Origin of the sequence: Paraburkholderia sp., assembly GCF_036488505.1 — a bacterium.
Taxonomy (GTDB): domain Bacteria; phylum Pseudomonadota; class Gammaproteobacteria; order Burkholderiales; family Burkholderiaceae; genus Paraburkholderia.
This window is the reverse complement of record NZ_DASXHN010000349.1, coordinates 53,146-66,795: the sequence shown is the minus strand read 5'-3', so window position 1 is coordinate 66,795 and position 13,650 is coordinate 53,146. Positions and strand designations below refer to the sequence as shown.

Annotated in this window: 12 protein-coding genes and 1 pseudogene; 4 read left to right on the top strand and 9 right to left on the bottom strand. The window is 65.0% G+C overall.

From position 1 onward, the window contains the following. Positions 1-38: 38 nt before the first annotated feature. The 3 genes from otnI to VGH68_RS20740 all read right to left on the bottom strand — a co-directional run bounded on the left by otnI (position 39) and on the right by VGH68_RS20740 (position 2,778). On the bottom strand, positions 39-827 hold the full coding sequence (gene otnI, locus VGH68_RS20750) for a 2-oxo-tetronate isomerase (protein ID WP_331605565.1): 789 nt from the start codon (positions 825-827) through the stop codon (positions 39-41). 262 nt (positions 828-1,089) lie between these two features. Then, complete coding sequence (ltnD, locus tag VGH68_RS20745) at positions 1,090-1,980, bottom strand: L-threonate dehydrogenase (RefSeq protein ID WP_331605564.1); 891 nt, start codon at positions 1,978-1,980, stop codon at positions 1,090-1,092. 93 nt (positions 1,981-2,073) lie between these two features. Next, positions 2,074-2,778: a FadR/GntR family transcriptional regulator gene (locus VGH68_RS20740; protein ID WP_331605563.1), complete on the bottom strand. Its 705-nt coding sequence runs from the start codon at positions 2,776-2,778 to the stop codon at positions 2,074-2,076. Positions 2,779-3,012: 234 nt separating this feature from the next. On the opposite strand from VGH68_RS20740, the gene VGH68_RS20735 reads away from it, so the two are divergent. Further along, positions 3,013-3,837, top strand: coding sequence for an IclR family transcriptional regulator (locus VGH68_RS20735; RefSeq protein WP_331605562.1), 825 nt, complete (start codon positions 3,013-3,015; stop codon positions 3,835-3,837). 93 nt (positions 3,838-3,930) lie between these two features. Here VGH68_RS20735 and VGH68_RS20730 read toward each other — a convergent pair whose 3' ends face one another. Further along, positions 3,931-5,121 carry a M20 aminoacylase family protein gene (locus VGH68_RS20730; protein WP_331605561.1) on the bottom strand — a complete coding sequence of 397 codons (1,191 nt, stop codon included), beginning with the start codon at positions 5,119-5,121 and terminating at the stop codon, positions 3,931-3,933. A 169-nt stretch (positions 5,122-5,290) separates the two neighbouring features. Between VGH68_RS20730 and VGH68_RS20725 the strand changes: the two genes are divergently transcribed. Then, positions 5,291-6,199 (top strand): LysR family transcriptional regulator, encoded by a 909-nt coding sequence (locus VGH68_RS20725; protein WP_331605560.1) that lies wholly within the window; start codon positions 5,291-5,293, stop codon positions 6,197-6,199. 74 nt (positions 6,200-6,273) lie between these two features. On the opposite strand, the gene phnN is transcribed toward VGH68_RS20725, so the two are convergent. Genes phnN through phnF form a run of 3 tightly spaced genes read right to left on the bottom strand, consistent with a single transcriptional unit; the run spans position 6,274 to position 8,356 of the window. Then, complete coding sequence (gene phnN / locus VGH68_RS20720; protein WP_331605558.1) at positions 6,274-6,825, bottom strand: phosphonate metabolism protein/1,5-bisphosphokinase (PRPP-forming) PhnN; 552 nt, start codon at positions 6,823-6,825, stop codon at positions 6,274-6,276. 35 nt (positions 6,826-6,860) lie between these two features. Further along, positions 6,861-7,601: a DUF1045 domain-containing protein gene (locus tag VGH68_RS20715; protein WP_331605557.1), complete on the bottom strand. Its 741-nt coding sequence runs from the start codon at positions 7,599-7,601 to the stop codon at positions 6,861-6,863. Next, complete coding sequence (phnF, locus tag VGH68_RS20710) at positions 7,598-8,356, bottom strand: phosphonate metabolism transcriptional regulator PhnF (RefSeq protein WP_331605556.1); 759 nt, start codon at positions 8,354-8,356, stop codon at positions 7,598-7,600. Before phnF ends, VGH68_RS20715 begins: the two co-directional genes overlap by 4 nt. 184 nt (positions 8,357-8,540) lie before the next feature. Between phnF and VGH68_RS20705 the strand changes: the two are divergent. Continuing rightward, positions 8,541-8,995 (top strand): annotated as a pseudogene (locus VGH68_RS20705) (amidohydrolase family protein); the annotation flags it as partial. Between the two features lie 103 nt (positions 8,996-9,098). Here the strand turns inward: VGH68_RS20705 and VGH68_RS20700 are convergent. Together VGH68_RS20700 and VGH68_RS20695 are read right to left on the bottom strand one after the other, a co-directional pair. Then, positions 9,099-10,994, bottom strand: a complete 1,896-nt coding sequence (locus tag VGH68_RS20700; protein WP_331605555.1) for a diguanylate cyclase domain-containing protein — start codon at positions 10,992-10,994, stop codon at positions 9,099-9,101. After that, entirely contained in the window at positions 10,994-12,220 is a 1,227-nt protein-coding gene (locus VGH68_RS20695) for an ABC transporter substrate-binding protein (RefSeq protein WP_331605554.1), read from the bottom strand. Before VGH68_RS20695 ends, VGH68_RS20700 begins: the two co-directional genes overlap by 1 nt. Before the next feature lie 638 nt (positions 12,221-12,858). Between VGH68_RS20695 and VGH68_RS20690 the strand changes: the two genes are divergently transcribed. Then, the gene (locus VGH68_RS20690) at positions 12,859-13,641 is read left to right on the top strand and encodes an ABC transporter substrate-binding protein (protein ID WP_331605553.1); all 783 of its coding nucleotides are present in this window, start codon (positions 12,859-12,861) and stop codon (positions 13,639-13,641) included. Positions 13,642-13,650: the final 9 nt, after the last annotated feature.

Sequence of the window (13,650 nt, the reverse complement as noted above, 5' to 3'; positions counted from 1 at the left end):
CGTAATGATTGATGGAGATGAGCGATAGTGCGCGACGCTCAGGTCGCCGCGTCCAGATAAGGCCTGATCCAGCCGAGCCCCGCCGAGGTCCCGGCACGCGGCCGGTATTCGCAGCCGATGTAGCCGTCGTAGCCGAGCGAATCGATCAGATCGAACAAATACGGGTAATTCAACTCGCCGATATCCGGCTCGTGGCGCTCCGGCACGCCGGCGACTTGTATATGGCCGATGCCCGACATATCGCGCCGCAGTTTCATCGCGAGATCGCCCTCGACGATCTGGCAGTGATAGCAGTCGAACTGCACCTGCAGATTCGGCGCGCCGGCTTCCGCGCAGATGGCCTGCGCGTCGTCCTGGCGATTGAGGAAATAGCCGGGTATGTCGCGCGTATTGATCGGCTCGATCACCACGGTGATCTGTTCGGCTTGCGCCGCCTGCGCGGCATAGGCGAGATTCTTCAGATAGACGTCGCGATGCCGGTCGCGCGATTGATCGCTGGCGATCAGGCCCGCCATCACATGCAGCTTGCTATTGCCGAGCACGCGCGCGTAGTCGAGCGCCGTTTCGACGCTACGCTTGAATTCGTCTTCGCGGCCGGGCAACGAAGCGAAGCCGCGCTCGCCGCTATTCCAGTCGCCCGGCGGCGCATTGAAAAGCGCCTGGGTGAGGCCCTGTGCATCGAGCCGCGCTTTCAGCTCGCCCGCGCGGAACTCGTACGGAAACAGGAATTCGACCGCCTTGAAGCCGTCTCGCGCGGCGGCGGCAAAGCGATCGAGAAACGCGTGCTCGGTGTACATCATCGATAGATTGGCGGCAAAGCGAGGCATAGCGGCAACTCCTTGAAAAGCGTGTGATAGGCGCGGCATTCATGCGGACACGTGCGCGGCGCGCGATGGCGACAGGTGTGCCTTGCCGTGGCATCGCCGGCTGCGTTCGACGCGCACGCGCCGATCGTCTGTACCCTGCGCATGCCGCGCATGAGCATGTCGGCGAGGCCGACGGCTCCGGTGAAATCGTCGGCGATGCAGGCAGGCCGCGCGCCGTTCATACAGCCGATTGTGCGCTGACCGTCGTCACGGATGCTCCCGCTTAGGTCGCCGCCGGCAACTCGATGCCGGGGAAAATTTTCACGACTGCCGAGTCGTCTTCGCCACCGTGGCCCGCCGCCGACGCCATCATGAACATCTGATGCGCGGCCGCCGAAAGCGGCAGCGGAAATTTCGTGCGGCGCGCGGTGTCGAGCACGAGCCCGAGGTCCTTGACGAAGATATCGACCGCGGACAGCGGCGTGTAATCGCCCGCGAGGATGTGCGGCACGCGGTTTTCGAACATCCACGAATTGCCGGCGCTGTGCGTGATGACGTCGTACAGCGCGTCGGCATCGACGCCTTCGCGCAAGCCGAGCGCCATCGCCTCGGCGGCTGCGGCGATATGCACGCCGGCCAGCAACTGGTTGATGATCTTGACTTTCGAGCCCGCGCCGTGCGCTGAACCGAGCCGATACACATTGCCGGCGATCGCGGCGAGCACGTCCTCGCAAGCGGCATACGCCGCCGCCGGGCCGGAGGTCATCATCGTCATCTCGCCCGATCCGGCGCGCGCGGCGCCGCCGGATACCGGCGCATCGAGCATCTGCAAGCCGGCTGCCTCGACGCGTTTGCCGAGTTCGCTCGCGAACTCCGGTGCGACCGTGGCGCTCGCAATCACCACGCCGCCCGGCTTCATCGCCGCCAGCGCACCGTGCTCGCCGAGCAGCACGGTTTCGGTTTGCGCCGCGTTGACGACCAGCGTGATCACGACCTCACACTGCGCGCCGAGCTCGGCGGGACTCGCGCAGCCGACACCGCCCTCAGCGACGAACGCCTGCAGCACGTCGCCGCGCAGATCGCACGCATGGACCCGAAAGCCCGCGCGCAGCAGCGAGCGGGCGACGCCCAGCCCCATCGCGCCCAGACCGATGACACCGACATGTCTCGACATACGTGACCTCTATCAAGTGATGCTGCGTTGGTCGTCAGCGGCGGCCAGCATGGCCCGCCGGTTCTTCTTTGTTGCGCGCGTGCGTCGCTCGCGTCACGCGATGCCCGCTTCGGCGAGCCGCCGCGCCGCGTTGTACAGATGCGTCTGCGCGGCATGACGCGCCGCCAGCGGATCGCCCGCGCGGATTGCCGCGGCGATCATTGCGTGCTCGTCGCGCACCTGGCGCGAGAAGTCCTCGCGCAGCGCCTCGTTGCGGCGCGTGACGACGGTGCCCGCCTCGAGGTACTGATTGAGGAACGTCAGCGTTTTCAGGAAGTAGGGATTGCCGGTGGCGGCCGCGATCGCGCGATGAAAGGCGACGTCTTCGGCGACACCGTCGTCGCCGTCGGCCACCGCCTGGTCGATATCGCGCAGCGCGGTGTCGATCGCGGCGATGTCCGCGTCGCCGCGGCGCAGCGCTGCTTCGGCTGCGACTTCGGCTTCGATCGCGCGTCGCAGCGCGAGAATCTGCACGACCGCGCCCGGCTCGACCGCTTCCGCGTAATCGATCCGCAGCGGCCGGACCGCGCCGTGCCCCGCGACGAACACCCCGCTGCCCTGGCGCGGCTCGACCACGCCCTCGTTCTTGAGCCGCGAGACCGCCTCGCGGATCACCGTGCGGCTCACGCCGAACTGCCCGGCGAGTACGGCTTCGGTGGGCAGCTTGCCGCCGCGCGCGAAGGTGCCTTTGTCGATCTGTTTGAGCAGTTGTTGCGCGACGGTGTCGCTGAGCGCGCGCGCTGGAATTTTTTCGAACATGACGATGGATCGCATCCGCTCCGAACAACTGGTCCGGTTATACGGTCATCATACAAATCCGAGATGGCGAATCGCATCCGCGCAAACCCTGGGACTTTCGAGCGACTGCGCGTCATTTGGCGAATCAGAAGGCTTAAGCTATCGTCTCGCCTTTGCGCCACCTTGCATCGCGACGCAACGCGTCAACCAGCGCGCCGGCCGTGCGCACTCTTCCGAACGCATTCTTCGAGATCCATGAGCAAAGCCCTGCCGCCGTCTTCCGTTGTAGCCGCCAACGCAGAACCGGCCCCCGACAAACCGGGCGACTCGTACGTGCAGTCGTTCGCGCGCGGCCTTGCGGTGATCCGCGCGTTCGACGCAACGCGCCCGGAACAGACGCTCACCGACGTCGCCGCGACCACCGGACTCACACGCGCCGGCGCACGGCGGATTCTCCTGACACTGCAGACGCTCGGCTACGTGGAAGCCGAAGGACGCCTGTTCCGTCTGACGCCGAAGATTCTCGACCTCGGCTTTGCCTATCTGACGTCGATGCCGTTCTGGAATCTCGCGGAACCGGTGATGGAGAGCCTGTCGGCGCAGGTGCACGAAAGCTGCTCGGCGGCCGTGCTCGACCGAACCGAGATCGTCTACGTGCTGCGCGTGCCGACTCACAAGATCATGACGATCAATCTGTCGATCGGCAGCCGCCTGCCCGCGTATTGCACATCGATGGGCCGCGTGCTGCTCGCCGCGCTCGACGACGAATCGCTCGACGCGACGCTGAGCCTGTCGCCGCTTCACGCGCACACGCCCCGCACGGTCACCGACAAGGAAGAGTTGAAGAAGCTGATCGCACAGGTGCGCCGCCAGGGCTGGGCGATCGTCGATCAGGAACTGGAAGGCGGCTTGATTTCGCTGTCCGCGCCGATCCGTAACCGCCAGGGGCGCGTGATCGCCGCAATGAACATCAGCGGCAACGCGCAGCGCAATTCGGCGAAGCAGATGGTGAAGGCGTTTCTGGATCCGCTGCAGGAAGCCGCGCAGACGGTCTCGGAGATGGTTGCGCGGCGCGGCTGACGCAGCGCGCCACCGCGCCACGAGTCGCTCAGTCGATCGGCTGGTGCGCGGTTGCCCGCGGATTGCGCGCCGACCGCACCCTCACCGCATCATTCACTGCGCCAGATAGCGCTCCACGAGCCGCGCCCAGAATGCCGCGCCGATCGGCAGGCTGTGGTCGTTGAAGTCGTAGTGCGGGTTGTGCACCATGCAGCCATCCTCGCCGACGCCGTTGCCGATGCGCAGGAACGTGCCCGGCCGCTTCTGCAGCATGAACGCGAAGTCCTCGCTGCCCATCAGGATGTCGGTCTGTTCGACCACCTTGTCGTCGCCGACCAGCTCACGCGCGACCTGCACCGCGAAATCGGTCTCGGCGTCGCTATTGATCACGACCGGATAGCCTTCTATGTACTCGACCAGCGCCTTGCCGCCATAGCTGGCGGCCTGCGATTCGGCGAGTTCGGTGATGCGCTTTTTCAGCAGCGCGCGCACTTCCGGGCTGAATGAACGCACGCTCAATTCCAGCTTCGCGCTACCCGAAATCACGTTGTTCGCGGTGCCCGCGTGCATCGAGCCGACCGTGACGACCGCCGGCTGCGATGGATCGACATTGCGCGCGACGATGGTCTGCAACGCCATCACGATGCTGGCGGCGATCACCACCGGATCGACGGTCAGATGCGGACGCGCCGCATGGCCGCCGACGCCTTCGATCGTGATGACCGCCTTGTCGCCCGCCGACATGAACGGCCCCTTGCGGAACAGCAGCACACCCGGTTCCGCGCCCGGGTGATTGTGCAAGCCGAAGACGGCGTCGCATGGGAAGCGTTCGAACAGGCCGTCGTTGATCATCTTCATCGCGCCGCTGTCGATGCCGCTTTCCTCGGCCGGCTGAAAGTACAGATGTACGGTGCCCGAAAAATTGCGCGTCGCGGCCAGGCGTTGCGCGGCGCCGAGCAGGATCGTCGTGTGGCCGTCATGGCCGCATGCGTGCATCTTGCCGTGTATGCCGCTCGCGTACGGCAGCCCGGTCTGCTCGATGATCGGCAGCGCATCCATGTCCGCGCGAATGCCGATGCTGCGCTTGCCGTCGCCCACCGTCAGCGTACCGACCACGCCTGTTTTGCCGACCCCGCGCGTGACCTGCCAACCCCACTGCTCGAGCTTGTCCGCGACCAGCGCGGCGGTTTGCACTTCCTCGTAAGCGAGTTCCGGATGGTGATGAATGTGATGGCGAATCTCGCGCAGGCTCGCGGCAGCGGGTTGCAGGTCGGACAGTTCGGTCAAACGCGGGGTGTGATTCATTGTTTTGTTGCTCCAAGGTTCATGGGCGGCGAGCGGGGCGGGAGAAAGGTCGCTCAAAGCGCGGCTAAAAGGTGGCAAGCAGCCCCGCAATATAGCGAGGCGGCCGGCTTCGAATAAGATGCTCTTTTTTTTACCCCGATTAACTCCCTTTATATACGGGCTTTCCCTCATGAAGCTGCAGCAGTTGCAGGCCTTCGTCGCCGCCGCGCATCACCGCAGCCTGCGAGCCGCGGCGCGCGAACTCGGCGTCACGCAGCCGGCCGTCACGCATACGATTCGCGAGCTCGAGAGCGCGCTCAACGCGGAGCTGATGGTGCGCAGCGTGCGCGGCATCGAGCTGACCGCGTGCGGCCTCGCGCTGCTGCCGCGCGCCGAGCAGTTGCTCGGCGACATGCGCCGTACCGTTGAAGCCGTCGAGCAGGTCAAGGGAGAACTGGCCGGCAAAGTCAGCGTCGGCACGATGCCATCGCTCGCGCTAACCGTGCTGCCGCATGCGGTGTCGAACTTCCGCGAGAAGATGCCGCTCGTGAATCTGCATCTGGAAGAAGTCACCGTGCCCGATGCGCTCGCGCGTTTGCGCAACGGCACACTCGATCTCGCAGCAATCCATCACGTGCAGGCTTTGGACGCGGACCTCGTGCAGGTGCCGCTCTACTCGACGCAGTTCGTCGTGACGATGCGCGCGGGCCATCCGCTCGCACGCGTCACGCGTTTGCACGAGTTGCTCGACGCCGAGTGGATCGTGACCGTCGGCGCCGATCACTTCCCGCACAGCGTGATGTTGGCGATGTTCAGCGCGCATGGCCTGCCAGTGCCGAAGCGGATGTTGCGCGCGCCGTCGTCGTTTGCGGTGACGCTCGGGCTCGTGTCGCAAACCGACGTGATCGGTTGCTTCACCCGGCCGCTTGCGCGGATGGTCGCGCCGCTCGGCATCCGCGTCGCGCAGATCGAGGACGCGTTGCCGAATTACGATCTGAGCATCCTGTCGCGGCGCGACCTGCTGCCGACGCCGGCCGTGCAGCAGTTCGTCGTGTGTTTGCGGCAAGCGACGCGCGACAGGATCGACAGCGAGCAGTAGCGCGCGTGACGCGGGCTTATCGCGGGCGCGCGTCGTGCGCTTACTCGCCGTTTTTCCCCCGCTTTTTCCGCTCTTCAGGCGCTCACGGACTCCTTCAGCACCGCGATCAACGCATGCCCCGCGTCTTCCAGTGCGCCGGAATTGTCGATCGTCGTGCAGCGCACGCCGTCGGGCAACGAAAACGGCGCGCGCCGCGCCAGCCGTGCAGCGACCTGCTCCGCCGATTCGCGCGCCCGCGCGCCGAGCCGCGCTTCGAGAATATGCGCGGCGGCGTTCACGTGGACCACTTCCGCACGCGAATAACGCGCGAGCGCGTGTTGCAGGTACTGCCGCGAACCATTGACGACCACCGTACAGCCACGCGCGAGCCACGCATCGAGTTCGATACCGATGCCGTAGCGCAGCGAATGACTCGACCATTCGAGCGCGAACAGCCCCCGTGCCGAGCGCGCGGCGAATTCCTCGACGCTCAATGCGACATGCGCCTCGCCGTTGCCGCTCGGCCGCGTGATGTAGCGATGCGCGAAGAGGATCGGCTCGCCCACGAGCCGCTTGCGCGCGAATTCGAGCAGCGAATCCTTGCCCGCGCCCGATGGGCCCATCACATAGATCAAACGCACCGTCATTGCCGGTTCACCTCGTTGCGCCACTGTCGTTGCGATCATTCGCGGCACGCCTCGCCGCGAAACGGCAGACGCTGCCATAGCATGAACGGCTCGCCCGGCGCCGGCTCGACGAATAGCGCGGCCTGATCGATCGCGAGCGGTCCGAGTTCGGGCGTGCGCTGCCGCCACCAGGCGAGCAACGTCGTGCGCTCGGCGGCATCGGCGAGCGAGTTCGACAGCGTCATATGAAAACGGAACTCGTCGAACACGTACGGATAGCCCCATTCGAGCAACAGCGCGCGTTGCCGTTCACTAAGGGGTGCGGCGAGCCGGCGCGCAACATCGGCCGCCGACGGCCGCGCGCGCAGTGTATCGAGCGCCTGCAGCGCGCTGGCCGCGACTTCGCGCATACGCGCATCGCCGTGCGCATCGGCGGGACGCAATGCGACGAAGTCACCGAGCGTCGCTGCTTCCACCGGCAACGCAAACCGCTGTTGCGTGAGCGCCCACGCGCGTACCGCGTCGAGCACGTCGTCCTGCCTGATGTCGGCGCCCGGGCTGAACGGTGCGACCAGCGTGCCATGCCAACCGTAGCGGCGCGGCGCATCGGTAAGTGCCGCCAATGGACGCGTCAACCCAGGCGGCTGCGGCCGCACGCAATCGTCGCCTGTTTGCGCATCGCGGCCGAGCCACGCGCAGCCTGCCTGCCACCACGCCGATGCATACGAAGGCGCGTAATAGACGGCAAAGCGCGCTTGTGTCCCCGATGCGTGCGAGGTTCCCCACGCGCCGCTCACAGGTCATGCTCCACGAACAGTTGCACGCGATCCGCGGCGAAATGCGTGAAGCCATATTTGACCGGCGTACCTTGCAGATCGACGTCGAGGTTTTCGACCCACAGCACCGGCTGCTGACGATTGATGTTCAAACGTCGCGCCACCTCGGGCTCGGGCAACACACTGCCGATACGGCTCCACTTGCGCAGATAATCGTTCACGCCGTATTCGGCCAGCGCCTTCGTCATCCCGCCGGCCCGCTGCACCACCTCCGGCAGCTCCGCGAAACGCATCGCCGGATACCAGCTGCGCGCGAACGTGAGCGGCACGCCGTCGGACTCGTTCAGCGATTCGATCCGATACACCGCAGTGCCGGCACGCAGGCCAAGCGCCTTCGCGACGCCCGGCTCCGCCTTCACGCGCGCGGCCGACAGCAGCTTGCCGCCCGGCGCATGATGCTGCTGACGCAGATTTTCGGTGAAGCGCGTGCGGCGGCCGATCGTGTAGTCGATCGCGCCGGGCTGCACGAAGGTGCCGCGCCCCTGCTCGACGCTGACGAGACCGAGCGCGGCGAGGCCGAGCATCGCACGGCGCACGGTATGGCGGTTGACGTCGAAGCGTTTGGCCAGTTCGCCCTCGCTGGGCAGCCGGCCCTCGTCGCCGAAGCCGCTAGCCGCGATCTCTGCGGCGAGAATCTGTTCGATCTGCCGCCAGACGGCCACGCCGGCGCCGCGTTCCAGTGTCGTGGCCGGCGTCGCGCTGTCGTTCGATGTCATGGTGCTGTCATTCCCCCAGGTTCAAATGATCGCTATGACGCGCATTGTAGTGCGCAAGCCGTGATGGAAATATGAAACACCGCGGCACGCGGTACTGCGCGGCACGTTTGCCCATAGACGTCTAGACGTTTAGATGAATAGATGCTCCAATGCCCACTCGCTGGATCGACAGGAAATCCGATGAGTCGCGAGCCACGACGACACGTTGATCGAGCACGTCGAACAGGCGAAGGCGGAAGGCATCGTGCTCGCCGAATTTCCAACCACGCGCATCGCCGCTGAAGCCGCGCGCGAGCACGGTATCGCGACGATCATGGGCGCGCCGAACGTGGTGCGCGGCGGTTCGCACTCGCGCAACGTGTCGGCTCTGGATCTCGCGCGCGCGGACCTGCTCGACATTCTGTCGTCGGACCACGTGCCGTCGAGCTTGTTGACCGCGGTGTCGATCTGGTGCAAAAAGCAGGCTGGTCGCTGCCGCGCGCGATGGCGACGGTCTCGTCCGGGCCGGCGCGCACCGCCGGTTTGACCGACCGCGGCACGATCGAACCCGGCCTGCGCGCCGACTTCGTGCGCGTGACGATGCTCGGCGCGCTGCCGGTGCCGCGCGCGACTTATCGCGGTGGAGTGCGGATCGTTTGAACAGGCTGGCTCGCGCCGGACATGCGCCGAACGTGCTGCGTTTGGGACACACGCGCGCCAGACGCGCGGCAGATGCGCCGCAGATGCGCGCGACCGGCGTACGTCAGGACGTCGGCTCCGCTTCCTGCCCCTCGACGCCGGCCGCCGCGCGTTGCGCGGCATCCGCACGCGCGAGCTTGATCCTCGCCGCCTCGTCGGCGGCGCCGGCCGCTTGTGCGTCTGCCGAGTCGCGTGCGTCTTTGGCCTCGTCCGCTCGCTTGTTCAGACGCGCGTCGAGCAGATCCCGATAGCGCAGATACGCGCAGCGTCCGCCCGATTTCGCCGCGTACATCGCCGCGTCGGCGTTCAGCAGCAGTTCCTCCGCGTTGCCGCTGTCGTGCGGGAATTCGCTGATGCCGATGCTCGCGCCGACCGTCATGCTGTCGCCGTCGATCGTCAGCGTTTCGTTCAGCGCGTCCATGATGCGCGCGGCGATCGCGGGCGTCTCGTCCTCGACGCGCGCCCCTCCGATCAGCACGATAAATTCGTCGCCGCCAAGCCGCGCGACCACATCGCCGGAATACAGCACGTCCTTCAGGCGGCTCGCCACCGCGACCAGCACCTTGTCGCCGACCGAGTGGCCAAACTGATCGTTGATCTGCTTGAAGCGGTCGAGATCGACGAACAGCACGGCCAGCCCTTCGCGATGCCGCTTCGCATTGACGATCGCGCTCTCGAGTTTCTGCATGAACAGCAGACGGTTCGGCAGCCCGGTCAGCACGTCATGCGAGGCCAGATGCGCGAGCTCGCTCTGCTTGCTGTGCAGCGCATCCATCTGCGCGCGGATTTCGCGGCGCAACCGGTCGAAGCAGCGCGCCAGCACGCCGATCTCGTCGGTGCGTTTGAGCGGCAGCGTGTTCATCGCGTGTTCTGCGAACTGATGGGTCGCCGCATACGCGAGCAGATGCAGCGGCTTGGTCAGCGCGCGCGCGAACAGAATCGCCAGCAATACGGACAGCGCGCTGAAAACGAGCACCATGCGGATCATCCGCGTGCCGAGTTGATGCGCGCCGGCCAGCACATCCTCGAGCGGTTTCGCGAGACCGAGCACGATGAAGCGGTTGCCCGCCGAGCCGCTGAACGGGCGGCGCGCGAACGCGAGCACCTGGCCGGCCGCCTGATGCGGGCGCGCGAGACCATTGGCGAGCACCGAGCCCTGGGTCTGGTCGAACAGCGGCTTGGTCACCGGGAAGCTGTCCTGCATCAGCACGCGCCGGCCGCGGTCGAAGCCGAACGTCCTGGACGGGTCCGGATGGACCAGGAAGTCGCCCCATTCGTTCGCCAGATAGACCTGGTAGTCGCTCGGCAGGTCACTCTGCAAACGCCGCAGCATGCCGGCCAGATCGATATCGATCACGACGACGCCGACCACCGTGCCGTTCGCATCCGCGATCGGCGTGCCCAGGCGCAGCGTCGGCCTGCCCTGCGCGGCGTGCGTGCCGTATTCGTGATTGACTCCGATCGGCGACGTATAGATGCGACCCGGCGAAAACGCGAGCGTCTCGAACACGTACGCGAACTGGCCTTTTTCCTGCAAGTCGTCGCCTTGCACGCGCATCAGGCCGTCGCGGTCGCGATCGAAGCGGATCAACTCGAGCCCATGATGCTGGCGCGTGATCAGTCGCAGTTGCAGATATTCCGGGTGATGCATCATGAAGCTCGAATACACCTGCGCGAGACGCTCACGCGCGGGGTTGCGGCCGAAGCCGTCGTCAGTCTGCGCGACGCTCACGGAAGACGGCATCGTCGCGAGCACGAGCGCGTCCGCCGACGCATCGTCGATCGAAAACCCGATGCGCTGGCCGAGCAGTTCCGTCGACGTCAGCAGGCTGCGCTCCGCTTCGTTGACGAGCATCGTGCGGTTCGCGCGATACGCGTAGTAGCCGGTCGCGCCCGACGCGAGCACGCCGATGCACGCGAGCAGCACCGAGAGCTTGAAGGTCAGGCCGCGTCCCCACATCAAAAGCGCCCCGAGCGGTCGCCCGACACGATCCGCGCCCAGAGTTCTTCGCGCCGCTGGATGTCCTCGACTGGACCGATCCACACGATATGCGCGTTGCCGCTCGCTTCCGCCGGTTCCGTCAGCGTGTTCGCGAGCCCCTGGCGTTGCGTGAGCAGTGCGCTGACGCCCGGCTCGAGCATGTAGTTGATCCATTCGAGCGCGAGCGGATTGTTGCTCGCCGCACGCGTCATCGACCAGCAATCGAGCCACGCGAGCACACCTTCGTCGGGAACCACATAGCCGACGTCGGCGCCCGCGCGGCGCAGCAACTGAACCTGCTGCGTGCCATAGTTGCCGAACATCAGCGCGACCTTGTGCTGGATGAAGAATGCGGTCGCCTCTTCCGGCAACGTGTAGTACGTGAGCAGGTTGCGGCGCAAGTCAACCAGCTTGTACGCGATCGCGCGCATCTGCTCGGGGTCGAGCTGAAACGGATGCGGATAGCCGAGCGCGAGCGCTGTGAACGAGAAGTTGTGCTGCGCGCTGTTGAAGTCGAGCACCTTGCCGCGATAGCGGGGGTTCCACAACTCACGCATCGAATGCGGCGCAACCGGAATCTGTTTGCGATCGTAGATCAGCCCCATCGTTGAATACGTGAAAGGGACCGCGTACACGTTGCCCCCGGACGTGAGCCCCTGGATCGCGCCGAGCGCCTGAAAACGCGGCAACTGCCGGCGCGTGTTCGGCAGCTTCGCGAGATCGAGCGGCGCGAGCAGGTTCGCCTCCGTATAGCGGCGGATTTCGGCGGTGTTGGCGGCGAGCACATCGAACGGCGGCGTGCCCCGGCTGTGCATCTGCGCCCATAACGCTTCGTCGGAATCGACCAGCGTGACTTCGACCTTCGCGTCGTAGCGCGTTTCGAATGCCTTCACGACGTCGGGATCCGCGTAGCCGGGCCATGCCAGCACACGCAGCACTTTTTCGGCGGCGACCGCGGGCGCGACGGCACCCAACCCGGCGCAAAAGAATACCGCGAGCAAAACCGGCAAAAGAGCGGAAAAAACGATTGATATAACCGCGGCCCATAAACCGGCGCCCGACGTTGGCCAAATTGCTGACGGAAAAATACTAAAGACGACGCGCCTCAATAACGGGACGCGCGCCGAAGCAGAAACGGGTGCGACTTGCCGTTGAAAAACCTGCTTACAACAGTCTTTTTCATCCGCCATCAACATCGTGTGCATGGATAACACCGTTTAGCAGAAGGCTTTTTGACGCGGCGCCGGTGCGCGGCGATTATATCGACGGCTTGCCGGCGACTTTTCTTCAGACCGATACGCCGTTTGTGCGGCGAGCGGCGGCGAACTCGAGGAGCAACGATGATAGCGCCAAAGCCCTGGTTTTTGCCCCTCCCGGAATGGTTTTCTAAGAAATATCCGCGGCCGCGTGATAGCGATAATGCATAAGCGACGGAATGTGGTTATTTAACGGCAGCTTATGGTGAATCTTTAACTGTCTGGAGGTTTGCTTCAGTTCACAAAGTATGGCAACCGTCATCCGCGACAAAACCGCCTGAATACTCGCCGATTACGCGAACCCCCCGCTTTTCAACACCCGTTCATTACATTCCTATTACGCAGCGGCGAAATAGCAGTGTACGCTCGAACTGTACCGATTCACATGCGGTGAAGCTTTAGAGGGTGCTCGCGCGCCATCCGGTGTTTTACTAGCATCCCAATTTTTTTGAACTGATAAGCTTGGCGCGCGCTGCAGGCCAGCCCGGCCGGCAGCATGAACGAAGCCCGGCCGCGAATCGCACCGGGCCACCCGGGGCGGCATAACCGCCGCGGGCGAAATTGAACTACACCGAGGAGTATGAACAGTGAAGAAACTGCTAGCGGCTTTGACGGTTGCTCTGCTTGCCACCGTCTCGATTGGCGCACACGCTAAAGATTGGTCGACGATCCGTTTTGGCGTTGACGCCAGCTATCCCCCGTTCGAGTCGAAAGGCGCGGACGGCAAGCTCGTTGGCTTCGATATTGACCTGGGCAACGAGATCTGCAAGCGCGTGGGCGCGAAGTGCGTGTGGGTCGAGAACGACTTCGACGGCATGATCCCGGCACTGAAGGCGAAGAAGTTCGACGGCGTGCTGTCGTCGATGTCGATGACGCCGCAACGTGCGGAGCAGGTCGCGTTCTCGTCGAAGCTGTTCAACACGCCGACGCGCCTCGTCGCGAAGAAGGGCTCGGGCATCCTGCCGACCGCCGATTCGCTGAAGGGCAAGTCGGTCGGCGTCGAACAGGGCACGATCCAGGAAACCTACGCGAAGACCTACTGGGAGCCGAAGGGCGCCAAGGTCGTGCCGTACCAGAACCAGGACCAGGTCTATGCGGACCTGATCTCGGGCCGTCTGGACGCTGCGCTGCAGGACGCGGTGCAAGCTGAGCAGGGCTTCCTGAATACGCCGCGCGGCGCGGGCTTCACGTTCGTCGGCAAGAACCTCGACGATCCGAAGATCCTCGGCAACGGCGCGGGCATCGGCATGCGAAAGGAAGACACCGATCTGAAGGCGAAGGTCGACAAGGCGATCGCCGACATGATCAAGGACGGCACCTACAAGAAGATCGAGAAGAAATACTTCGACTTCGACGTGTACGGCAGCTAAATCGGGCGG